22 protein-coding genes and 1 pseudogene are annotated in these 22,409 nt (G+C 66.0%); 9 read left to right on the forward strand and 14 right to left on the reverse strand.

Annotated elements, in window-relative coordinates:
* The first annotated feature begins 189 nt into the window (after nt 1–189).
* A complete protein-coding gene (locus VH326_RS08135; protein ID WP_329631304.1) occupies nt 190–1,470 on the forward strand; it encodes a NupC/NupG family nucleoside CNT transporter in 1,281 nt (426 codons plus the stop codon).
* A gap of 38 nt (nt 1,471–1,508) precedes the next feature.
* Nucleotides 1,509–2,195, forward strand: a pseudogene (locus tag VH326_RS08140) (SLATT domain-containing protein).
* Between the two features lie 172 nt (nt 2,196–2,367).
* Here the strand turns inward: VH326_RS08140 and VH326_RS08145 are convergent.
* Nucleotides 2,368–3,237 carry a 3-hydroxyacyl-CoA dehydrogenase NAD-binding domain-containing protein gene (locus VH326_RS08145; protein ID WP_329631305.1) on the reverse strand — a complete coding sequence of 290 codons (870 nt, stop codon included), beginning with the start codon at nt 3,235–3,237 and terminating at the stop codon, nt 2,368–2,370.
* Between the two features lie 113 nt (nt 3,238–3,350).
* Between VH326_RS08145 and VH326_RS08150 the strand changes: the two genes are divergently transcribed.
* Complete coding sequence (locus VH326_RS08150; protein ID WP_329631306.1) at nt 3,351–3,848, forward strand: DUF3592 domain-containing protein; 498 nt, start codon at nt 3,351–3,353, stop codon at nt 3,846–3,848.
* Between the two features lie 15 nt (nt 3,849–3,863).
* Here VH326_RS08150 and VH326_RS08155 read toward each other — a convergent pair whose 3' ends face one another.
* The 6 genes from VH326_RS08155 to gluQRS all read right to left on the reverse strand — a co-directional run bounded on the left by VH326_RS08155 (nt 3,864) and on the right by gluQRS (nt 8,972).
* Nucleotides 3,864–4,634 carry a class I SAM-dependent methyltransferase gene (locus tag VH326_RS08155; RefSeq protein ID WP_329631307.1) on the reverse strand — a complete coding sequence of 257 codons (771 nt, stop codon included), beginning with the start codon at nt 4,632–4,634 and terminating at the stop codon, nt 3,864–3,866.
* Between the two features lies 1 nt (nt 4,635).
* Nucleotides 4,636–5,613: an L-histidine N(alpha)-methyltransferase gene (gene egtD, locus VH326_RS08160; RefSeq protein ID WP_329631308.1), complete on the reverse strand. Its 978-nt coding sequence runs from the start codon at nt 5,611–5,613 to the stop codon at nt 4,636–4,638.
* Between the two features lie 144 nt (nt 5,614–5,757).
* The gene (egtB, locus tag VH326_RS08165; protein ID WP_329631309.1) at nt 5,758–7,041 is read right to left on the reverse strand and encodes an ergothioneine biosynthesis protein EgtB; all 1,284 of its coding nucleotides are present in this window, start codon (nt 7,039–7,041) and stop codon (nt 5,758–5,760) included.
* Nucleotides 7,042–7,099: 58 nt separating this feature from the next.
* Nucleotides 7,100–7,654 (reverse strand): cob(I)yrinic acid a,c-diamide adenosyltransferase, encoded by a 555-nt coding sequence (locus tag VH326_RS08170; protein WP_329631310.1) that lies wholly within the window; start codon nt 7,652–7,654, stop codon nt 7,100–7,102.
* A gap of 121 nt (nt 7,655–7,775) precedes the next feature.
* Complete coding sequence (locus VH326_RS08175; RefSeq protein WP_329631311.1) at nt 7,776–8,006, reverse strand: twin transmembrane helix small protein; 231 nt, start codon at nt 8,004–8,006, stop codon at nt 7,776–7,778.
* A 9-nt stretch (nt 8,007–8,015) separates the two neighbouring features.
* Nucleotides 8,016–8,972 (reverse strand): tRNA glutamyl-Q(34) synthetase GluQRS, encoded by a 957-nt coding sequence (gene gluQRS / locus VH326_RS08180; RefSeq protein ID WP_329631312.1) that lies wholly within the window; start codon nt 8,970–8,972, stop codon nt 8,016–8,018.
* 111 nt (nt 8,973–9,083) lie between these two features.
* On the opposite strand from gluQRS, the gene VH326_RS08185 reads away from it, so the two are divergent.
* The 4 genes from VH326_RS08185 to VH326_RS08200 all read left to right on the forward strand — a co-directional run bounded on the left by VH326_RS08185 (nt 9,084) and on the right by VH326_RS08200 (nt 11,433).
* Nucleotides 9,084–9,650 (forward strand): HNH endonuclease, encoded by a 567-nt coding sequence (locus tag VH326_RS08185; RefSeq protein ID WP_329631313.1) that lies wholly within the window; start codon nt 9,084–9,086, stop codon nt 9,648–9,650.
* Nucleotides 9,651–9,905: 255 nt separating this feature from the next.
* The gene (locus tag VH326_RS08190; protein WP_329631314.1) at nt 9,906–10,187 is read left to right on the forward strand and encodes a BrnT family toxin; all 282 of its coding nucleotides are present in this window, start codon (nt 9,906–9,908) and stop codon (nt 10,185–10,187) included.
* Between the two features lies 1 nt (nt 10,188).
* On the forward strand, nt 10,189–10,398 hold the full coding sequence (locus tag VH326_RS08195) for a BrnA antitoxin family protein (protein ID WP_329631315.1): 210 nt from the start codon (nt 10,189–10,191) through the stop codon (nt 10,396–10,398).
* A gap of 60 nt (nt 10,399–10,458) precedes the next feature.
* Entirely contained in the window at nt 10,459–11,433 is a 975-nt protein-coding gene (locus tag VH326_RS08200) for a cell wall hydrolase (protein ID WP_329631316.1), read from the forward strand.
* 258 nt (nt 11,434–11,691) lie between these two features.
* Here the strand turns inward: VH326_RS08200 and VH326_RS08205 are convergent, their stop codons facing one another.
* Both VH326_RS08205 and VH326_RS08210 read right to left on the reverse strand, forming a co-directional pair.
* Nucleotides 11,692–12,177: a methylated-DNA--[protein]-cysteine S-methyltransferase gene (locus tag VH326_RS08205; protein WP_329631317.1), complete on the reverse strand. Its 486-nt coding sequence runs from the start codon at nt 12,175–12,177 to the stop codon at nt 11,692–11,694.
* 71 nt (nt 12,178–12,248) lie between these two features.
* Nucleotides 12,249–12,824: a cytochrome b gene (locus VH326_RS08210; RefSeq protein ID WP_329631318.1), complete on the reverse strand. Its 576-nt coding sequence runs from the start codon at nt 12,822–12,824 to the stop codon at nt 12,249–12,251.
* 93 nt (nt 12,825–12,917) lie between these two features.
* Between VH326_RS08210 and VH326_RS08215 the strand changes: the two genes are divergently transcribed.
* Entirely contained in the window at nt 12,918–14,375 is a 1,458-nt protein-coding gene (locus VH326_RS08215; protein ID WP_329631319.1) for a glycosyltransferase, read from the forward strand.
* A gap of 30 nt (nt 14,376–14,405) precedes the next feature.
* On the opposite strand, the gene VH326_RS08220 is transcribed toward VH326_RS08215, so the two are convergent.
* Genes VH326_RS08220 through VH326_RS08230 form a run of 3 tightly spaced genes read right to left on the reverse strand, consistent with a single transcriptional unit; the run spans nt 14,406 to nt 17,566 of the window.
* Nucleotides 14,406–14,801 carry an acyl-CoA thioesterase gene (locus VH326_RS08220; protein WP_329631320.1) on the reverse strand — a complete coding sequence of 132 codons (396 nt, stop codon included), beginning with the start codon at nt 14,799–14,801 and terminating at the stop codon, nt 14,406–14,408.
* Complete coding sequence (locus VH326_RS08225; RefSeq protein WP_329631321.1) at nt 14,798–16,861, reverse strand: S9 family peptidase; 2,064 nt, start codon at nt 16,859–16,861, stop codon at nt 14,798–14,800. Before VH326_RS08225 ends, VH326_RS08220 begins: the two co-directional genes overlap by 4 nt.
* Nucleotides 16,862–16,900: 39 nt before the next feature.
* A complete protein-coding gene (locus tag VH326_RS08230; RefSeq protein WP_329631322.1) occupies nt 16,901–17,566 on the reverse strand; it encodes a hypothetical protein in 666 nt (221 codons plus the stop codon).
* Between the two features lie 176 nt (nt 17,567–17,742).
* On the opposite strand from VH326_RS08230, the gene VH326_RS08235 reads away from it, so the two are divergent.
* Nucleotides 17,743–19,542: an aminopeptidase P family protein gene (locus tag VH326_RS08235; RefSeq protein ID WP_329631323.1), complete on the forward strand. Its 1,800-nt coding sequence runs from the start codon at nt 17,743–17,745 to the stop codon at nt 19,540–19,542.
* A gap of 85 nt (nt 19,543–19,627) precedes the next feature.
* On the opposite strand, the gene VH326_RS08240 is transcribed toward VH326_RS08235, so the two are convergent.
* Nucleotides 19,628–21,715 carry a bifunctional (p)ppGpp synthetase/guanosine-3',5'-bis(diphosphate) 3'-pyrophosphohydrolase gene (locus VH326_RS08240; protein WP_329631324.1) on the reverse strand — a complete coding sequence of 696 codons (2,088 nt, stop codon included), beginning with the start codon at nt 21,713–21,715 and terminating at the stop codon, nt 19,628–19,630.
* 366 nt (nt 21,716–22,081) lie between these two features.
* Nucleotides 22,082–22,399: a CC_3452 family protein gene (locus tag VH326_RS08245; protein WP_329631325.1), complete on the reverse strand. Its 318-nt coding sequence runs from the start codon at nt 22,397–22,399 to the stop codon at nt 22,082–22,084.
* Nucleotides 22,400–22,409 lie beyond the last annotated feature (10 nt).

A 22,409-nucleotide genomic window follows, 5' to 3' on the forward strand; every position in this document is an offset into this window, starting at 1 on the left:
CTCCCCGTACGGACGCCGGTTGGCCGCTCACCGTGACGGCGCGATCCCGCGAACCCGAGCGCCAGATTAGTGCCACGCGCGCCGCCGAACGCAAGGGCTGTCCCACATCGATTTTTGCCGCCATAGTCGCGGTGCGGCACTGCGATCGCGCAGGCCGTGAAGTTCGTGAAGTTCGGGGGGATTATCGACATGCGTTTCCTGATCGGCATCGCCGGGATCGCGGTGATTTTGTTGATCGCGTTCGCCTTGTCGAACAATCGCCGCGCGATCCGGCTGCGCGTCGTCGGCGCGGCGTTCGCGCTGCAGGCGGCGATCGCGGTGCTGGTGCTCAAGGCGCCATGGGGTGTCGCCGCGCTGCAAAAGGCCTCCAACGGCGTCGCCGCCTTGCTCGGCTACGCCAATCAAGGCACCGAATTCCTGTTCGGCCCCGCGGCAAGCAACCCGCTCGCGCATACCTTCGCCATCGCCGCGCTGCCGGTGATCATCTTCTTCGCCAGCCTCGTCTCGATCCTCTATTATCTCGGCATCATGCAGGCGATCGTGCGCTGGATCGGCGGCGCGATCGAATGGGTGATCGGCGTGTCGAAGGTCGAAAGCTTGTGCGCGGCCGCCAACATTTTCGTCGGCCAGAGCGAATCGCCGCTCGTGATCAAGCCCTACCTCGCGGGACTTACCCCGCCGCAATTGTTCACCGTGATGACCAGCGGCATGGCGGGCGTCGCGGGGACGATCCTCGCGGCCTATGCCTCGATGGGGATCAAGATCGAGTATTTGCTCGCGGCAAGCTTCATGGCGGCGCCCGGCGGCATCCTGATGGCCAAGATCATCATGCCCGACACCAGGACGCTGGCCGAGGAGGACGCCGTCGTCGACTCGCGCGCCGCCGGCGCCATCGCCTTGCCCGAGGGCGTCCCCGGCGAGCCGTTGCCCGACGCGACGCATGATGAGGAAAAGCCCGCCAACATCATCATGGCGGCGGCGCAAGGCGCGCAGACCGGCGTCAAGCTCGCGGTCGCGGTCGGAGCGATGGTGCTGGCGTTCGTCGCGCTGGTTGCGCTGGCGAACGGCATCCTCGGCGGGATCGGCGGCTGGTTCGGCTATCCCGATCTGAGCTTCCAGGCGATCCTCGGCACGATCTTCAAGCCGGTCATGTACCTGCTCAACGTGCCGTGGAGCGAAGCGGGGGCGGCCGGCGGGTTCTTCGGCGAGAAGATCGTGCTCAACGAGTTCGTCGCGTATATCGACCTCGGCAAGATGCAGGCGGGGTTGAGCCCGCACACCGTCGCGGTGGTGACGTTTGCGTTGTGCGGCTTCGCCAATTTCTCGTCGATCGCGATCCAGATGGCGGTGACCGGCAGCCTCGCGCCCAACCAGCGCCCGATGATCGCCAAGCTCGGCCTGCGCGCGCTCGCGGCGGGGAGTCTTGCGAATCTGATGTCGGCGGCGCTCGCGGGGATATTGATCAGCTGAACTATTTAGTGCCATGGTTTGTCTTTCCGGAGGCGATCATGAACGAAGCTCCAAGCGCTAGTGTGCGTGAAAAAGTCGATAAGCTATTTGCGCGCATTAAGAACACGTCATCCGTTCGATTTCATGCGTCGCGGCGAGTTCGTATGGATTATAAAATTGCCCAGCTTACAGTGGTGTTTCTATCGCTATGGGCAATTTTGATCTCGTACTTGCTGGCAAGTGCCCTAGGAAAACAGGAACATTTAGACGTCCCGATATTAAGTGCCGCCGGCGTGATTCTACCGGTTTTTATCGTCGTATTCAGCCTAATCGAAAATGGATAAGTTGTCCTTCGATCTCATCAGCTAGAATATAATGCTCGCCAGCTAAGAGAGCTGTCCGACCAATTGTATGCCGCGTCCGGGGCTCATGGGATAAACGATGAAGCGTTGCTGAATGTGTACAAGGACTATAGTTCAAGATACAGCGATTTCCTCGAGAGGTGTCCGGTGAACCATGATGAAATCGACTATTTCCATAGGCTGTATCGAAGAACACTGAAGAGAATGGATTTGTCGAGAAAGAGGAGGTTTATGATTAGGGCGGGGATCCTACGAGTTTGGATCCAGACGTATTTTAAAAGAGGGTTTATATCTTACGTTTTGGTTCGCCCCGGCTCTATTCTTAACTTTGAGAGTAAAGCATTGAATGATTTATTCGGACCTAATCGAGATATATTGGAGTAGGAGATTTAGTAGCGGATATCAGTCGGGGATCGGAGATTAAGTGGGGTCGCGAGGTGTATGGCGTGCGCGGCCTCACCGGCAGCCTGATCGCCGATGCCGGGCTGTCGATCCTGGCGTGCGCGATGCTGTTGCCGCTGGTGCTGCGCTGGCGGCGGAGCAAAGCGGCGGCGCTTTAGCGTGTCGGGACGGGTTCCTCGCCCGAATAATCGTAGAAGCCGCGCCTGGTCTTGCGGCCGTACCAGCCGGCCTCGACATATTTGATCAGCAGCGGCGCGGGGCGGAACTTGGGGTCGCCGGTGCCTTCGAACAGCACGCGGGTGATCTCGAGGCACGTGTCGAGCCCGATGAAATCGGCGAGCGTCAGCGGGCCCATCGGATGGTTGAGCCCAAGCTGGCAGGCAAGGTCGATGTCGCGGATCGTCGCGACGCCCTCGCCGAGCGCGAAGCATGCTTCATTGAGCATCGGCATCAGCACGCGGTTGACGATGAACCCCGGCGCGTCGTTGGCGCGGACGACTTGCTTGCCGAGCGCGGCGGCGTAGGTCTCGATTGCCGCCACCGTCGCGTCGCTCGTGGCGAGGCCGCGGATGATCTCGATCAGGCCCATCACGGGGACCGGATTGAAGAAGTGGACGCCGATGAACCGCGCCGGATCGGGCGTCGCTTGCGCGAGCCGCGTGATCGGGATCGACGACGTGTTCGAGGCGAGGATCGCGGATCCGCCGAGCACCTTGCCGACCTCGGCGAAGATCGCGCGCTTGATCTCCTCGCGCTCGGTCGCCGCTTCGACGATCAGCCCGCAATTGCCCATCGCCGCGACCCCGTCGACGGTCTCGATCCGCGCCAGCGCGGCGTCCATCGCCTCGCTGTCGAGCTTGCCCTTCTCGACCGCGCGCGCGAGCTGGCGGCCGATCCCGGCCTTGCCGGCATCGGCGCGTTCCTTCGACACGTCGGTGAGCAGCACGTGATAGCCGGCCTGCGCGCTTTCCTGCGCGATCCCCGCGCCCATCTGTCCCGCCCCGATCACGCCGACGCTTTGCATGCCCTGTCCTCGATTGGGTTGATCGCGCCGCCCTATGCGGCGTGGCCCTTATTTACAATTGCCCGGCCGCGGCGCGCGCTAACCCTGATCGAAATCGAAAGAGGGGGACGCAAATGCAGGGCAACGGTGCGAGCGGCAGCCATCCGACCGCGCTGGTCGGGTTCATGCTCATCCTGGGAGTCGCGGTGGCGGTGTTCGGGGTGATCTATTATCGGCGCGGCAGCGCGCGGTTCGCCGCCGCTGGGTCGTGGGTGCAGACGCAAGCGACGATCATCGCCTCGACGATCACCACGCACACGCAAATGGTCAACGACATGCTCCAGACGAGCTATCGCGCGAAGGTCAGCTATCGCTACCAGGCGGCCGGCGCCGAGCGCGAGGGCGCGCGCCCGTTCCTGTGCGCGCGCACCGACTGGAACAGCGAGAAGGAGGCCAATGCCTGGCTTGCCGCCAACCCGGCGGGCGCGACCGTGCCGGTATGGTTCGATCCCGCCAACCCGACCGACAGCGCCTTGGTGCTCAACAAGCCGAGCCTGCTCGCGGCGATCGTGCTGACTACCGTCGGCGTCGGGGTGACGATCCTGGCAATCTATCTCTTCGCCAAAATGTGAACGCGCTAGGCCGTGTCAGTCGATTCGCCGGCAGTCATACGCCATCGTGACGTAGGGAAAGGTCACGCTTTCCCCGGCCAGTTCCGGAGTCCGCGCGATCAGCGCGCGCACTTCGGCGGCGACGTCCGCCTGGGTAGCTGGAGGCAGCGCGGCGATGAAGCTGGTCGACAGCGTGCGGCCGACGACGACGTCCTCCGCCGCGCCGCGATGCGCGTACCGCATCAGCGTTTCGTGGAGCGGGGTGAAGCCCGGCGCGGGGAAGGGCGCGCGCCACGCCGCTGCGGTTTCGCGGGGTGCGTCGCCCTGGTGCCGATTGGTGATCGCCGACAGCTCCGCGACCCAATCGACCGAAGTGTCGCGCGTATTCCAGATCAGCCCGAGCGCGCCGCCCGGCCGCAGCACGCGGCGGAATTCGGCGACCACCGCATCGCTGGCGAACCAGTGGAACGCGGTGGCGCAGACGACCGCGTCGACGCTCTCGTCGGCGAGTGGCAGCGCCTGGGCAGGCGCGACGATCGTCCGCACGCCGGGCAGCGCGGCGCGCAGTTGTTCGAGCATCTCGCCCACCGGGTCGATCGCGATCACGTCAGCCCCGGCCGCGACCAGCGTTTCGGTGAACTTGCCGGTGCCCGCGCCGACTTCGGCGACGATGCTGCCCGGTGCGATGCCCAGCCGGTCGCGCAGCCAGTCGGCGGCCTCGGGCGGATAGCCCGGACGGCTGGTCGCGTAGACGCCGGCGCCGCGCGCGAAGCCGGTGCCGGCGATCGGGTTGACCGGCGCGCTCATGTCAGGGCGCCGGGCGCGGCGCCTGCGCTTCGGCGAGATAGAGCGCGAACTGGTCGGCGGGGTCGGTCCATTCGGCGATCGGCGTCCATCCGCCCGCGCGGAGCAGGATGCGTGCGTCGCGCGGGCCATATTTGTGGCTGTTCTCGGTGTGGATCGTCTCGCCCGCCGCGATCGAGAAGGGGCGGCCCTCGATCGTGAAGTTCACGTCGCGCGTCGCCTCCAGATGCATCTCGATCCGCGCGCGGTCGTCGTTCCAGATCGCGCGGTGGCGGAACGCGTCGATCGGGATCGTGCCGTCGAGCTCGCGGTTGATCCGTTCGAGCAGGTTGAGGTTGAACGCCGCGGTCACCCCGGCCGCGTCGTCATAGGCGCACTCGAGTATCGCGGGGTCCTTGATCCGGTCCATCCCGATCAGCAGCATCGCGCCCTCTCCGAGCGAACGGCGCATCGCGCGGAGCAGGTCGGCTGACGACAAGGGGATCATGTTGCCGATCGTCGACCCCGGGAAGAAACCGAGCTTGGGGGTCGCGGCGACTTCGGCGGGGAGCTTGAGCGGCTGGAGAAAATCGCCCTCGACCGGGATGACGCGAAGCGCCGGGAAGCGTGCCGCCAGCGCCTTCGACGATTCGCGCAGGAAGTCGCCCGAAATGTCGATCGGGACATAAGCGGACGGGTCCACCGCGCCGAGCAGGATCGGCGTCTTGGTCGACGATCCCGATCCGAACTCGACGACCGCACGGCCTGGCCCCACGCGCGCCGCCACCTCGCCCGCCACCGCTTCGAGCAGCGCGGTCTCGGTCCGCGTCGGATAATATTCGGGCAGCTCGGTGATTGCCTCGAACAGCTCCGATCCGCGCCGGTCGTAGAACCATCGCGCCGGAATCGCGCGCGGACGCCGGGTCAGGCCGTCGATCACGTCGGCGCGAAACGCCGGGTCGGCGAAGCTCCGCGTGCCGTCTTCCGCTTCCTGTTTCAGCATTCGACGCCCTTCCTATACGCTTCCCCGGCGAAGGCCGGGGCCCAGCATCGGGCCGTGGCGAAATGAAGGGTGGCGGCCGCGTCCCGGGCCTTCCCAACTGGGCCCCGGCCTTCGCCGGGGAGGCGTGAAGGGCAGCGCTTCACGCTAAATATCCCTCGCCAATCGCACGCCGGTGAATTGCCAGCGCTGGTGCGGGTAGAAGAAATTGCGGTAGCTCGCGCGGACGTGGCCGCGCGGGGTCGCGCACGATCCGCCGCGCAGCACGAACTGCCCGCTCATGAACTTGCCGTTATATTCGCCGACCGCGCCCGCGGCGGGCTGGAAACCCGGATAGGGGCGATACGCGCTGCCGGTCCATTCCCATACGTCGCCGAAGAACGCCGGGCCGCCGGGCGAGGGTCGCGGCTCGACCGGTCCGGCGGCGTCGAGCTGGTTGCCGCCGTCGGGATCGTGCGCGCCTGCGGCCGCTTCCCATTCGGCCTCGGTCGGGAGCCGCGCGCCGGCCCAGCTCGCGAACGCGTCGGCTTCGAAGAAGCTGACGTGCGTGACCGGCGCGGCGGGGTCGATCGGGCGGCGGCCGTCGAGCCCGAAGCGAGTCCAGGCGCCGCGCTGCTGCTCCCAATAGAGCGGCGCTTCGACGCCTTGCGCCTGCACCCACGCCCAGCCGTCGGACAGCCAGTGCCGCGGATCGGCATAGCCGCCGTCGGCGATGAACGCCGCCCATTCGCCGTTGGTGATGGTGCGGTCGGCGATCGCGTGGGGCGTGAGCAGCGCCTGGTGACGCGGCCCTTCGCAATCGAACGCGAAATTTCCCGAATCTCCCGCTTGTGAGAACGTGAAATCGCGTCCGATCTCGACCACGCCGCCGGGATGCTCGATCCAGGCGATCGGACCCGGCATCGCCACCGGCACCTTGGGCGCGCCCGGCCAGACTGCCGGCTCGATCGGATTTTGCGCCATCAGGTGGAGCAGGTCGGTCAGCAGCAATTCCTGGTGCTGCTCTTCGTGATGACAGCCCAGCCGGACGAGCTCGCGCGCCGCTTCGGGGAGATCGGGGAGCGCCGCCGCCAGCGCGGCATCGACATGGGCGCGATACGCCAGCACCGCGTCGAGCGACGGGCGGGTGATCACCCCCCGCCGGTCGCGCGCCTGCCGCGATCCTTCGGCTTCGTAATAGGAATTGAACAGGAACGGGAAGCGCTCGTCATAAAGCGCATAACGGGGCACGAAATCGCGCAGCACGAAGGTTTCGAAAAACCACGTCGTATGCGCGAGATGCCATTTGGCCGGCGAAGCGTCGGGCATCGACTGGACGCTGGCATCGGCGTCGGACAACGGCGCGACGAGCGCGACGCTCAGCGCGCGCACCGCCGCGAGGCGCTGCCCCAGCGCTTCGGGAGACGGCGATGAGCCCAACCGCGTTCGCATTATGTTCTCCGTAGCGCGCAAATTACGCGGCTGCAACGATCGAGATCGGCGGACGGGCTCAGCGCTGCGCGCCGGGCACCCAGAGAACGCCGCCGGCGGCGGATTGGTTCACCGCGCGCGCCGCGACGAACAGCCAATCGCTGAGGCGGTTGATGTAGCGCAATGCTTCCGAATTGAGCGGCGCGTGATCGTTGGCCGCAACGCAGCTGCGCTCGGCGCGCCGGGCGACGGCGCGGGCGAGATGGAGGTGCGCGGAAATCGCCGTGCCGCCCGGCAGAATGAAGCTGGTCAGCGGTGCGAGGTGAGCGTTCATCGCATCGATCTCGCGTTCGAGCCGCTCGACCTGGCTCGCCGCTATCCTCAGCGCGCCGTCGATGCCGCCGGGAGTCGCGATATCGGCGCCGAGATCGAACAGGTCGTTCTGGATTCGCGCGAGCGCCTCGCCCGTCTCGCCGCTCGCCAATGTCGCCGCCACTCCGATCGCGCTATTCGCCTCGTCGACGTCGCCGATCGCCGCGATCCGCGCGTCCGACTTCGACACGCGCGACCCATCGACCAGCCCGGTCGACCCACCGTCGCCGGTCCGCGTGTAGATTTTGTTGAGCTTGACCATCTTGTCCTTCGCGGTGCCGGCCCAACCCCCACCCGGCCGCCCAACAGGTTATTCTATGGGCGGTCGGGTGGGGGAGTGGGCCGGCACCGCCATGCGCGTGAGCGTATCAAAAGTCTCCGTCTCAGCTACCCTTGCCGGCGAGGACCAGAATCAGCACGACGATCAGGATCGCGCCCGCCTGGAAGAAGATGCGGAACTGCATCGCCTTGTTCGAACGCAGCGCCGCCTCGCTCGGTCCGGTGCCCGATCGCACCTCCTGGCCTGCATTGCGGAGGAACTGCACGACGCCGTAGACGAGTGCTGCGACCGTCGCGATCATCGCGGCGAGGAGGAGGATGGCGAGGAAGGTCATGGCTGGTATTTAGGCGCTCCGATAGCCGTTGGGAAGCGTACCGGCGCGCAAAGCCCGGGCGAGCACGCGGCCATCGGGATAGTCGGCGCGCAGATCGGCCAGCGTCGGCGCGCCGTGACGCTTGGCGAGGCGCTTCCCCCCGGCATCGCTCAGCAGGGCATGGTGGCGATAGACCGGCGTCGGAAGGTCGAGCATCGCCTGGAGCAGCCGGTGGACGTGCGTCGACTCGAACAAGTCACGTCCGCGCACAACGTGCGTGACCCTCTGCGCCGCGTCGTCGACCGTCACCGCGAGGTGGTAGCTCGCCGGCGCGTCCTTGCGCCACAGCACCACGTCGCCCGCGCTCTCGGGGGTCGCGACTTGCGGCCCAGCGACTTCGTCATGCCAAACCAGCTGGCCGTTTCTTGAAAACGCCTCCCCGGCGAAGGCCGGGGCCCAGTCGCGACCGGCCCGATCCTGGGCCCCGGCCTTTGCCGGGGAAGCGTGAATATATGAAGCCGTAGCGGCCGCCATGTCGAGCCGCCACGCAAACGGCTCGCCGTCCGCCAGGCGTGCCTCGATCTCCGCCGGCGAGCGATGACGGCATGCCGCGGGATGCGGCGGCGGGGTGTCGTCATCGTGCGGCGCGCTCCCCGCCGCGGCGATCTCCGCCGCGATGTCGGCGCGCGTGCAGAAACAGCGATAGGTGTGGCCGCTGCTGTGCAGCTGCTCAAGCGCCTCTGCGTAAAGTGGCACGCGCTCCGACTGGAATACGACCGGTCCATCCCACGCCAGCCCCAGCCATGTCATATCGTCAAGGATCGCCTCGACGTGCTCGCGCCGCGACCGCGAGCCGTCGATATCCTCGATCCGCAACAGGAAGCGGCCGCCCTCCGCCCGCGCCCGGTCGTGCGCCTGCACCGCCGACCAAGCGTGGCCCAAATGCAACCGTCCGGTCGGACTCGGCGCGAACCGCGAAGTAATCACGCGTCCGACTCTTGACCGCGAGTCAGCGGCTGTGCTGTCATGACAGCGTCATCCTAGTCGGGTTGATGCCCGTCTGGAAAGCGAAGGGTTTGGACCCTAGGAGGGCGAGGCGTGTTCCATCCCGACCTGATGCGGCATCCGGACAGTTGCCCCGCTTTGGTGCTGAACGCCGATTACACGCCGCTCAGTTACTATCCGCTCTCCGTCTGGCCGTGGCAGACCGCCGTCAAGGCGGTTTTTTTGGATCGAGTCGACATCGTCTCGCATTACGAGCGCGAGGTCAGGAGCCCGAACTTCGCGCTCAAGCTGCCGTCGGTGATCGCGCTCAAATCGTTCGTGAAGCCCAGCCAGTTCCCCGCTTTCACTCGGTTCAACCTGTTCCTGCGCGACCGCTTTTCGTGCCAATATTGCGGGACGCACCGCGACTTGACCTTCGACCACGTCATCCCGCGCGCTTATGGCGGACGCACGACCTGGGAGAACGTCGCGACGGCGTGCGCGCCGTGCAATCTCAAGAAGGGCGGCCGCACCCCGCGGGAGGCGCACATGCCGCTCCATGTCGAGCCGATCCGCCCGACCAGTTGGCAATTGCAGGACCACGGCAAGAGCTTTCCGCCCAATTACCTCCACGATACGTGGCGCGATTGGCTGTATTGGGACGTCGAGCTGGAGGCTTGACGCCACAGCAGGATGGACCGCTCCGATCCGTTGGATGAAGCCGGCAAAGACAATCCTCGCGACTGAGCGTTCCTGTCAGGCCACGTGACCCGCGACGCGCGATTTCGCCGATAATTTCGTATATACACATATTGACGCGATACAGAAATTCTGTATACACGAAAATGCGATCAGAGATCGTCCCTATCACAGCCGGAGACATGTGATGATCAAGAGCTACGCCGCCCCCTAACGGCCAGAATTGGGGAAGCCCAAATGGACGTGGACTACGACCCGGCCAAACGTTCGCTCATTCTGGCGGACCGCGGCCTTGATCTTGCAGACGCTGGGAAGCTTTTCGATGGCTTCCATCTGACGCGACGCGACGACAAGCACAGCGAAACCGAGGAACGGTTTCATTCGATCGGGATGATCGGCGACGAAGTCGTGATCGTGACTTGGACCCTTCGCGAGGACCGGCGCCGCATCGTGACGATGTGGAAAGCAAATGACAGAGAAAGACAGAAATATCAGCAAGCGCGCGACCGACCCGGATGACGTGAAGCCCGAACTGGACGATGCCTGGTTTGAGGAAGCGGATTCGTTCGTCGGGGCCAAGCTTGTCCGGCGTGGACGGCCGAAGTCCGACAATCCGAAGCAACCGGTATCGCTGCGGCTGGACCGCGAGGTGATCGATTGGTTCAAACGCGGCGGCGAAGGCTGGCAGACGCGGATCAACGAAGAATTGCGTAAGGCTGCGGGTATCTGAATCCGCTATGCGCGTGCGGGATTAACTCCCTCCTAACTCCGCGCCGCTACCGAAGACGGCGTGAAACGGGGCGGGATCTTCCTGGCGACGCGGTTGGCGCTCGGCCTGATGGTCGTGGCGATGGTCTCGGCGTGCGCCGGGCATGAGAATGACGGATCGACCGCGACGCTCGCGATCCCCAAGTTGCCGCCCAAGGTGATGCTCGAAAAGCTCGACCTCAACGTGCCGGTCGATCTCGATGTCTCCGATCTCAACGCGGCGACCGCGACGCCCGCTTACACCGCGGCGCCGTCGTTCAACGCGCTCGCCGAAACGCGCAGCCCCGACGACGCCGCGCGCGCGCTCGATTGCCTGACGCAGACGGTCTATTACGAGGCGGGCAACCAGTCCGACGACGGCCAGCGCGCGGTGGCGCAGGTGGTGCTCAATCGCGTGCGCGACCGCGCCTTTCCCTCAAGCGTGTGCGGCGTCGTCTATCAGGGATCGCAGCGAAGCACCGGCTGCCAGTTCACCTTCACGTGCGACGGCTCGCTCAACCGCCGGCCGAGCGCCGCCGGATGGGAACGCGCCCGTGCGGTCGCAAGCGCGGCGCTGGCGGGCGCGGTCTACGCCCCCGTCGGGTCGGCAACCTTCTACCACGCCAATTACGTGTCGCCGTGGTGGGCATCGAGCATGGACAAGGTTGCGACGGTCGGCGCGCACATCTTCTACCGCTGGCGCGGCGGGATGGAGAATGCGCTGGCGTTCCGGCAGCGCTATTCGGGCGCCGAGCCGAGCCTGACCGGCCGTACCGCCCCGGGCAGCACGATCGCCTATGCCGGCGACCAGTCGGTCGATGGCGTGACGATCCACCGCGGCGGCTCGCCGGCGAGCAGCCCTGCGGTCGCGGCCCCGGCCTCAACGTCCGCGCCTGCGATCGTGACGACTTCCGCCAGGCTGGTGCGCGTCGGTTCGATGGCGGGCATTCGAATCCATCGCGGGATGGACGGGCCGGTTTCGACGGAAGACCTCACCGACAAGGCGACCGTCGACTGATCCGCTATTGCGAGCGCAGCGAAGCAATCCATGCCGTCGCGCGGCCGGTGCTCGCGCCGGTCGAGCGGCGGCTGATGAAACTGATTGAGAATTGGCGCGACAATAGCTGATCTACGCCTCCCCGGCGGAGGCCGGGGTCCAGCATCGGACGGATCGTAACTGGACCCCGGCTTTCGCCGGGGAGGCGTCTTTAGACTTCGTCATGTGTTGCAAAAAGGCGCTGGATTGCTTCGCTGCGCTCGCAAGGGCGATCTGGCTTCAGCTTTGGCGCTGCTCGAGGTCGAGCAGATACTTCTTCCCTTCCAGCCCACCCGCAAAGCCGGTGAGCGATCCGTCGCTGCCGATCACGCGGTGGCATGGTGCGACGATCGAGATCGGGTTCCTGCCGTTGGCCGCGCCCACCGCGCGCGTGGCGGTCGGGCGCCCGAGCGACGCCGCGATCTCGGCATAGCTGCGCGTTTCCCCGAACGGGATCGTCAGTAACGCCGCCCACACGCTCTTCTGGAAATCGGTGCCGTGGAAATCGAGCGGCAAGTCGAAGCGGTTTCGCGTGCCGGCGAAATATTCGCCGAGCTGGCGCTTGGTTTCGACCAGCACCGGGTGATCCGGCGCCTCGGCCATCGCGCCCAGTCGGACTCGCTCGGCGCGGTCGTCCTGCCACAGGATAGCGGCGAGCCCGCGCTCGCTCGCGACGAGCTTGAGCGTGCCGACCGGCGAAGCGAAATGCGTGGAGACGAAGGTCATGGGCGATTCCTCGGTTGCCGTCCTCAGCGACCTGGGCGCGCCGCCGTCCGCGCGCTTCCCGCGGCTTGCGCTCAACGTCCGATTCCCATCCTCTGCAATTCGCGGTCCCCGCCGAATTGGTGCTTGAAGGCGCCGAGCACGTGCAGCGCGAACAGCGCGTAGACGAGATAGGCGATGACCTCGTGCGCCGCGCCGAACGTGTCGTGGACCCATTTTTTGCTATCGGGCGGCAGGTTCGTGATGAAACCCAGCCGCGGGATCTCGAACAGCCCGAACCAGCCGATCGGGTGAGTCGCTGCGTCCTTGAACGCGCAATCCATGACATAGCCGGTGATCGGCATCGCGAAAATCACGAAGTACAGCCCCCAATGGACGATATGCGCGAGATGGCGCTCCCATGGGCGGTAGCCCAGCGGGAAGGCCGGCGGGCGATGGCTTGCGCGCCACAACAGCCGAAGCACCGCGAGCCCGAGGATGGTCAGCCCGATCGCCTTGTGCTTGTCGATCATCGGCCGGACGTAGGGCGCGATCGAATCGTGCGTGTCGCCGAGCGGCCAGAGCCACGCCAGCGCGATGTTGGCCAGCACGCCGAGCGCGATCGCCCAGTGCAGCACGATCGCGAACCGCGTGTACCGTTCATTCTCCATGCAGCGTCTTTCCCCCAGAGGTTGCCAATCAGGCTGGTGCGTATCCGAAATGAACGTTAGACGCGAAGACCCCCTCCTAGGTTCATGTCCCTGATGTTCCAGCGTGCCCCGGCGGACGCGCTCGCCCAGACCTTCGCGATCCTGTCGCCGCGGCTCAATCCGCGCCGAGTCCGATGGCCGAGCCGCTTCATTACGGCGCTGGTCTATGCGGCGTTCGTCGCGCTCGTGGCAATGGCGTTCCTGCGGCAGGGCATTCTGGTCTGGTCGGTCGGGGTCGCGTACATCCTCTACGACACCGCGCTGCTGGTGTTCACCGCGATCGAGATCTGGCCGTTGCGGCATGGCGTGGCCCCGCCGAGCGCTGACGATGGCGCGGCGACGCTCGCGGTGATCGTCGCCGCGCGCAACGAAGCGGCGGTGCTCGACGTGACGATCGACCGGTTGGCGGCGCAGGACGGCGCGCCCGATCTGATCCTGATCGCCGACGACGGGTCGGACGACGGCACGGCGGCGACGCTCGCACGCTACGGCCTCGACCCGCCGGCAATCGGTGCGATCAGCGCGCCGGCGCGCGACTTGCCGAGCCTGCGCTGGCTGCGCCTTCCGCACGGCGGCAAGGCGCGCGCGCTCAACGCGGCGATTCTCCACGTCGAGCAGGAGATCGTCGTCACGGTCGATGCCGACACGTTGCTCGAACCTGGCGCGATCGCCGCGATGCGCACGGCATTCGCTGCCGAGCCCGAACTTGTCGCCGCCACCGGGGTGATCCGCCCGATGTGCGGGCCGAGTCTCACGGGACGGCTATTCGAGTGGTTCCAGACCTACGAATATGTCCGCAACTTTCTGTCGCGCTATGCGTGGGAACGGCTCAACGGATTGCTGCTCGTCTCGGGCGCGTTCGCGGCGTTTCGGACCAAAATGGTGGTCAAGGTCGGCGGGTTCGACCCTGATTGCCTGGTCGAGGATTACGAGCTGATCCACCGCCTCCACCGCTTCGCCCACGACAGCGGCTATGACTGGCGCGTGCGCGTGATCGGCGGCGCGCTGGCGTCGACCGACGCGCCCGCGACGCTCCCGGCGTTCCTGCGCCAGCGCCGCCGCTGGTTCGGCGGGTTCCTCCAGACGCAGCATTGGAATCGCGACATGGTCGCGAACGGCCGGTTCGGCCGGCTCGGCACCGCGATGCTGCCGGTCAAGGCGGCGGACACGGTGCAGCCGATCTTCGGCCTCACCGCGTTCGTGATCCTGCTCGTCGTGCTGTTCAGCGGGCGGTTCCACATCGTGCTGCCGATCCTGATCATCATGGCGACCAAGATCATCGTCGACCTGACGTTCCACCTCGCCTCCCTGAAGCTCTATTCGCGCTGGACCGGCCAGACCAAGGGGCTGCGGCTGGGACCGGCGCTGGCGGCGGCGATGCTCGAGCCGTTCAGCTTCCAGCTGTTCCGCCACTGGGGCGCGATCCTGGGGTGGAAGGCGTTCCTGACCGGCCGCGAGACCTGGGCGCGGCAGAGCCGGACGGCGATCGCCGAGGTGAAAAGGGAAACCTGATTCCCCTCCTTTTCAAGGGAGGGGGAGGAGTCAGGAAAGAAACGGCGCCGCAATCTCCGGCCGCACGCGCATCAGCCGTCCGCTCGCGCGGTCGATCAGCGCCCAGGTCGTCTTGGCCTCGACCTTCACCTTTCCGTCCGCACCGGTGAACCGCACATGCCGGTCGAACCGCGCGCCTTGCGGCGGCTCGGCGACCCAGGTTTCGGCGGTCACCGTTTCGCCCGCCGCGACATTGCCGCGATAATCGATCTCGTGCCGAGTCACGACCCAGATCATCGCCTCGCGCTGCTCCGGGCTGGCAATCGTCTCCCAATGCGCGACCGCGATCTCCTGGATCCACTTCACCCACACCGCATTGTTGACGTGGCCGAGCTCGTCGATGTCGGCCTCGGTCGCAGTGATCGGGTAGGAGAGGCCGGCCATCATCCCTCCACACCCAATTGCCACAGCGCGAAGGCATGCTCCTCCGCCGCCTCGTACAGGCTGTCGAACCGCCCCGATTTGCCGCCATGCCCCGCGCCCATGTTGGTCTTCAAGAGAAGGACATTGTCGTCGGTCTTGGTCGCACGCAGCTTGGCGGCCCATTTGGCGGGTTCCCAATAGGTCACGCGCGGGTCGTTGAGGCCGCCCGAGATGAACATCGGCGGGTAACCCTGCTCCTTGACGTTGTCGTAGGGCGAATAGGAGCGGATCAGCTCGAACGCCGCCTTTTCCTCGATCGGGTTGCCCCATTCGGGCCATTCGCCTGGCGTGAGCGGCAAGCTTTCGTCCATCATCGTGTTGAGTACGTCGACGAACGGCACGTCGGCGATCACCGCGCCCCACAGATCGGGGTTGGAATTGACCACCGCGCCCATCAGCTCGCCGCCCGCCGAGCGCCCCGCGATCGCGATCTTGCCCTCAGCCGTCCAGCCATCCGCGACCAGCGCCTTCGCGACATCGACGAAATCGTTGAAGGTGTTGCTGCGCTTTTCGAGCTTCCCGTCGTGATACCATTGCTGGCCGAGATCGTCGCCGCCGCGGATGTGCGCGATGGCATAAGCGAAGCCGCGGTCCAGCAAGCTCAGCCGTCCGGTCGAGAAATTGGGTGGGATCGCGTAGCCGTACGCGCCGTACGCGTAGAGGAACAGCGGCCGCGATCCGTCGCGCGGGAAATCCCTGGGATAGACGATCGACACCGGCACCTCGGTGCCGTCGCGCACTCTGATCTTGAGGCGTTCAGTGGCGTATTGTTCGGCGTCGTACCCACTCGGGATTTCCTGAACCTTGAGCGTGGTCATTTCGCCCGTCGCGACGTCATAGTCATACACCGTCCCCGGCGTGACCATCGATTCGTAGCCGAGCCGGAGCACCGCTTGCTCGTATTCGGGATTGTCGCCGAGCCCCGCGGCGTAGCTCGGTTCGGGGAACACGATCCGCTGCGGCGCGATGCTCGGGTCGTAGCGGTGGATCGCGATCTGGTCCAACCCGTCCTCGCGCCCCTCGACCACGAAATAGTCGCGATAGCATTCGATTCCGGTCATGTAGAAATGCTCGGAAGGCGCGATCAGCTCGGTCCATTCGCCGGGGTCGGCGATCGGCGCGGTGGCCAGCCGCCACATCGGATCGATGTCGTTGGTGTGGATGTACAGCGTCTGCCCATGCGTCTCGACATCGTATTCGCGCCCGGTCTTGCGCGGCGCGACGAGCAGCGGCTTGGCGAGCGGATCGGCCGCGGGGAGGAGATAGACTTCGCTGGTGACGTGGTCGCCGGTGGCGATCACGATCCAATGGCGGTCGCTGGTCTCGCTGACGCCGACGCGGAAACCTTCGTCGGCTTCCTTGAACAGCGCGATATCGTCCTCGATCGGCGTGCCGAGCCGGTGCAGCCGCGCATTGTCGGTACGCCATTGCTCGTTGGCGAGGCCGTAGAGGAAGCCGCTGTCGTCGGCGGTCCAGACGATCTCCGACAGCATGCCGGGGATCGTGTCGGACAAGTGCTCGCCGGTCGCCAAATCCTTCACGCGGATGGTGAAGCGTTCGGAGCCGTTATCGTCGATCGCATAAGCGAGCAGCTTGCCGTCATTGCTGACCGAGAACGCGCCGAGCCGGAAATATTCCTTGCCCTCGGCCAGCGCCGGCTCGTCGAGCAGCAGCTCGTCCGGTCCGCCAGAAACGGGTTTGCGCCACCATTTGCGATACTGCCCGCCGGTCTCGAACGCGGTCCAGTAGAGCCAGTCGCCATCCTTTTGCGGGACCGAAGAATCGTCCTCCTTGATCCGGCCCTTCATCTCTTCGTACAGCCGGTCGGTCAGCGGCTTGTGCGGCGCCATCACCGCTTCGAAATAAGCATTCTCCGCCGCGAGATAGGCGAGCACGTCCTGGTCGGTGACGGTCGGATAGTTCGGGTCCTTGAGCCACGCATAGGGGTCGGAAATGGTGACGCCGTGCGCGGTGAATTGATGCGGGCGCGTCGCGGCGACGGGGGGCTGGGGGAGATCGGTCATGGGCGCCTCCTAAGCGGCCCAAAGAGCGGCGTCACCCTTTCAGCGCGTCCGCATCCAAAAGCCGAACATGCCGATACCGACGACGAAGGCCGGCACGCCATAACAGATCGCAAGCGGTACCGGAGAGGGATGCGTTCCCGCGCGCGAGGTCACAGCGATGAAAGTTCCGACCAAAGCGCTTATCGCGATCCAGGCCCCCAACAGTGCTGCGGCAAGTGCCTGTGCCGCGACCGGCTCGACGCTCAGGCGAGGGCGTTCGCGCTCCGGCGCGCTATCCACGATGCGGTTCCATAGCCCGACGGCCAACGTCAGATTGCCCTCGTCGATGCCAAACGTCAGGCGGGCACCGGGCACCAAGAACCGGGTTCTACGCTCAACCTGGATCTCGTTCCACGGAACCTCGAACGGGCGTTGGAATGGCCCGAAGAGCCGAAAAACCCCAACGCGCAGGCCGTTATGCGTCGGCGCCAGGTTGAGAATACCGTTCATCGATACCCTGCCGAGACCGAAGCGTCCCATCGATCCGCTCTTCATCCGGAAGGTGCGGATCGGCCCACCGGGGCCGCGGGGATAGCGTCGCTGCAGCGTAAACCAGCCAGATATGAAGCCTAGCATCGTGACGATGAGCAGCCAGAAGGCAACGAAGCATGCCGGGAACACAATCGCAAACCACTTTGCAGTGACCGGGTCCATCGGCTGGTTCATGCAACGCCCCTTTGCCGGTCCCTCGCGGACAGCCCTGTCCAGCATCGCCGAACTTTGCAACGACAGCAATATCAGTGGAGCACCTCTTACAGCTTGTGCTGGACCGGCTGACGCGACAATCGGGTGCGACGCGATATTGCCTCACCCACAAGATTCGTCCTGGAATAGCGATCACGATGTCCACCTATACCGACCGCCTTGCCGCCCTGCGCGATCAGCTCAAGGCCGATCGCCTCGACGGGTTCGTAGTGCCGCTGACCGACGAGCATATGTCCGAATATGTCGGCGCCTATGCGCAGCGGCTGGCGTGGCTGACGGGGTTTCAGGGGTCCGCCGGGACCGCGGTGGTGCTGCCCGCCGAAGCGGCGATGTTCACCGACGGGCGCTACACGCTCCAGGTCCGCGAGCAGGTCGATGGCGGCGATTGGCAGTTCGTCGAAGTGCCGGCGACCAGCGTCGCCGACTGGCTCGGGTGGCATGCCCCGGCGGGCGGGCGGATCGGGTACGACCCGTGGCTGCACACCTCGGCCTGGGTCAAGGACGCGGAGAAGGCGCTGGCGGCGAAGGGTGCGACGCTGGTCGCGGTCGACACCAATCCGGTCGATGCGATCTGGCCCGACCGGCCGGCGCCGTCCGACGCTCGGTTGGTGGTCCAGCCCGATGATCTCGCGGGCAAGTCGTCCGCGCAGAAGCGCGCCGAGATCGCCGATTGGCTGGCCGAGCAGCAGGCCGACGCAGTGGTGTTGTCGGCGCTCGACTCGATCGCCTGGGCGCTCAACGTGCGCGGCGCCGATGTCGAGCGGACGCCGGTCGCTTTGGCGTATGCGATCGCCGATGCCGACGGCACGCTCGATCTGTTCGTCGCGCGCGAAAAGGTGAGCGAGGAGGTCGCCGCGCACCTCGGCAACGCGGTCCGCGTCCACGACCGTAGCGACTTCGCGCCCGCGCTCAGCCGATATGCCGGCAAGCGAGTCGCCGCCGACCCCGAACGAGCGGTCGCGGCGATCTTCGACGGGCTCAAGCGCGGCGGCGCGACGGTGCTGGCGGTGCGCGACCCGGTCGTGCTGGCCAAGGCGATCAAGAATCCGGCCGAGATTGCTGGGCATCGCGCCGCGAGCGTCCGCGACGGCGCCGCGCTCATGCGCTTCCTCAAATGGTGCGAGGAGACGCTGCCCCGCGGGACCGAGACCGAACTGACTGCGGCGGCCAAGCTCCAGGAGTTTCGCGACGCCACGGGCAAGCTCAAGGATCTGAGCTTCGACACGATTTCGGCGACCGGCGCGCATGGCGCGAGCCCGCATTACCGCGTGACCGAGGAATCGAGCTTCCGGATCGAACCGGGCCAGCTCTATCTCGTCGATTCGGGCGGACAATATGCCGACGGCACGACCGACGTGACTCGAGTCATCCCGGTCGGCGATCCGACGCCCGAAATGGTCGACCGCTTCACGCGCGTGCTCCAGGGGCATATCGCGCTGGCGACCGCGGTCTTCCCCGAAGGCACCAATGGCGGCCAGCTCGATGCTTTCGCGCGGCGGCCATTATGGGAGGCGGGGCTCGATTTCGCGCACGGCACCGGCCACGGGGTCGGCAGCTATCTCGCGGTACACGAGGGACCGCAGCGTATCGCCAAGCCGAATTATCCCGGCGGCGGCCCGTCCGAGCCGCTGCGCCCCGGCATGATCATCTCGAACGAGCCGGGCTATTACAAAGCCGGCGAATACGGCATCCGCATCGAAAACCTCGTGCTGGCCGAGGAGCGCGAGATCGCGGGCGCCGAGCAGAAGATGATGGGGTTCGAGACGCTGACCTTCGCGCCGATCGAGCGGCGGCTGATCGAGCCGGCGCTGCTGACCGTCGCCGAACGCGCGTGGATCGACGCGTATCACGGGCGCGTGCTCGACGTGCTGGGGCCGGAGCTGAACGCCGAGGAGCGGGCCTGGCTGCTGGGCAAATGCGCGACGATCGGGGGTTGAGTCCGTCGCCCCGGCGCAGGCCGGGGCAGCGATGTTGCCGAAAACACCGCCAGCGGCCCCGGCCTGCGCCGGGGCGACGGCTTGATCAAATCCGCGTCACGCCGCTCACCGCGTCGGTCGCGCGCAACGCCGCCATCAGCTTCTCGAGATGCGCCGCATCGCGCACTTCGAGGTCGACCTCGTTGGTGTGGAAACCCGTGTCGCTCGAATCGAAGCGGATGTTGTGGATGTTGGCGCGGTGCTGGCCGATCAGCGTCGACACGGTGCCGAGCGCGCCGGGTTCGTTCTTGAGGGTGATCTCGATCCGCGCCAGCCCGCCTTCGGCCTTGTCGCCCCAGGCGAGGTCGACCCAGTCGGCGTCGTCGGACTTGGCGAGCACCGGGCAATCGATGCGGTGGACCGCGATTTCCTGGTCGGGGCGGCGCAACCCGACGATGCGGTCGCCCGGTACCGGATGGCAGCACGTGTCGAGGCTATAGGCGACGCCCGGGGTCAGCCCGGTGATCGACACCGCCGATTGCTGCGGCAAGGGGCGCCCGGCGTCGCTACCCCCCGATCCGGGCATCAGCGCCTCCATCAACTGCGCATCGGAGACGCGGTGCCGCGCCACCGCTTCGAGCAAGGCGTCCTCGTCGGGGAGCTTGAGTTTCTTGAGCGCGGTCTTGACCGCATCGACCGACAGCGGCGCGGGCAAGCGCTGGACGATCTCGTCGTAGAGCTTGCGCCCGAGCGCGAGCGTTTCCTTGCGCTCGGTCAGCCGCAGCGTGCGGCGGATCGCGGCGCGCGCCTTGCCGGTGATCGCGAAGTTGAGCCAATTGGGCTGCGGCGACTGCGCCTTGGATTTCAGAATCTGCACCTGGTCGCCATTCTCGATCACGGTGCGCAGCGGCACGTGCCGCCCGTTGATCTTCGCGCCGACCGCCTGGTCGCCGAGATCGGTATGCACGGCGTAGGCGAAGTCGATCGGGGTCGCGCCCTTGGGCAATTGGTGCAGCTCGCCCTTGGGCGTGAACGCGAAGATGCGATCCTGGTACATCGCCATCTTGGTATGTTCGAGCAGCTCCTCGGGGCTGTCGGCGGTCTCGAGGATCTCGACCAGGTCGCTGATCCAGCTGTGCTGGGTGTCGGCGCGGACCTTGCCCGATTTGTACGCCCAGTGCGCGGCGAGGCCGTATTCGGCCTCGGCGTGCATCTCCTCGGTGCGGATCTGGATTTCGACGCGCGTGTCGCCGGCGTGCATGATCGAGGTATGGAGCGAGCGATAGCCGTTGCGCTTGGGTGTCGAGATGTAATCCTTGAACCGCCCGGGCACCGCCGGCCAGCGGCGGTGGATGATGCCGAGCGCGCGGTAACAATCCTCCTCGGTCGGGACGATCGCGCGGAACGCCATGATGTCGCTCAATTGCTCGAAGCTGATGTGGCGCTCGCCCATCTTCTTCCAGATCGAATAGGGATGCTTCTCGCGGCCCGAAATGTCGGCATCGACTCCCTGGCGCGACAGCAGCAGCTTGAGCCCCGAGCCGATCTTGGCGATTCGGTCGCCGCCGCCCTCTTTCAGCTGCACGAGCCGCTTGCTGATCGATTCGTACGCCTCGCGCTCCAATTGTGCGAAGGCGAGCGTCTGCATCTCCTTCATGAACTCGTACATGCCGATCCGCTCGGCGAGCGGCGCGTAGATGTCCATCGTCTCGCGCGCGATGCGCTGGCGCTTCTCCGGATTGGCGATGTGGTGGAGCGTGCGCATGTTGTGCAGCCGGTCGGCGAGCTTGACCAGCAGCACGCGGATGTCGTCCGACATGGCGAGCAGGAACTTGCGCAGATTCTCGGCGGCGCGCTCGCTTTCGGTCTGCGCCTCGATCTTCGACAGCTTGGTGACGCCGTCGACCATCCGCGCGACGCTTTCGCCGAACACCTTTCGAATCTGGGCGGGGGTGGCGACGGTGTCCTCGATCGTGTCGTGGAGGATCGCGGTCGCGATCGTCTCGTCGTCGAGGTGGAGATCGGTCAAGATGCCCGCGACCTCGATCGGGTGCGAGAAATAGGGGTCGCCCGACGCGCGCTTCTGCGACCCGTGCGCTTGGAGCGAAAACACGTAGGCGCGGTTGAGCAGCGCCTCGTCGGCCTCTGGGTCGTAGGAGAGGACCCGGTCAACCAGTTCGTACTGACGCAGCATTTAGGGTCTACGCCCCCTTAGCCCAAGGTCGTCACGGAGCCGATTTTGGTTCCAGGCTAGGAACAAGGAGGGAGCGATGTTGAAGGCATCGTGACCGACGCGTGACGACGGGCTGGGAGCAAAATCGGCCCACCGCGGAGCGGTCGCCCGTGGAAATCCGCCGAGCGTCGTCGCTTGCTTGCGCGTAGCTTCAGCTACGCGTCTGCGCTGCGCTTCTAGTCGGCGGACTTCCACGGGCGATCACGATCCTTGTGCTGAGGGGGTGTAGACCCTCAGTGCCCAGATGGGGCCGGAGCGCGCTGCTTTGCAACAAAAAGCTGGCCGCGACGGAGTTTAACCGCCCGCCGCGGCCAAGAGGGGAGCGGATTACTTGGCCTTGGCGTTGCAGGTGTCGAGCGTCGCCGCGTCGAACGCCTGGCCGGCGACGGTGAACGACTGCAGCTTGCCGACGCGCTGCGCGACGAGCTGGCACAGCACCATCTCGCGCTCGGGCGCCTTGGCGGCAGTGAACGCGCCGTCGCGGAACTTCCAGACGGTGTCGCGGGTGATCATGCTGGTCTTGACGGGCGCCTCGACAGGGGTCGCGGCGTAATAGCCGGGTCCCTGGGGCTGCGCGAGCGCAACGGTGCTGCCGAGCACGGTGGTGACAGCGAGCGCGCCGATGAAAGCGAGAATGCGGGACATGTTTTCCTCC

It is taken from the genome of Sphingomonas sp. (assembly GCF_036269755.1).
Classification (GTDB): domain Bacteria; phylum Pseudomonadota; class Alphaproteobacteria; order Sphingomonadales; family Sphingomonadaceae; genus Sphingomonas.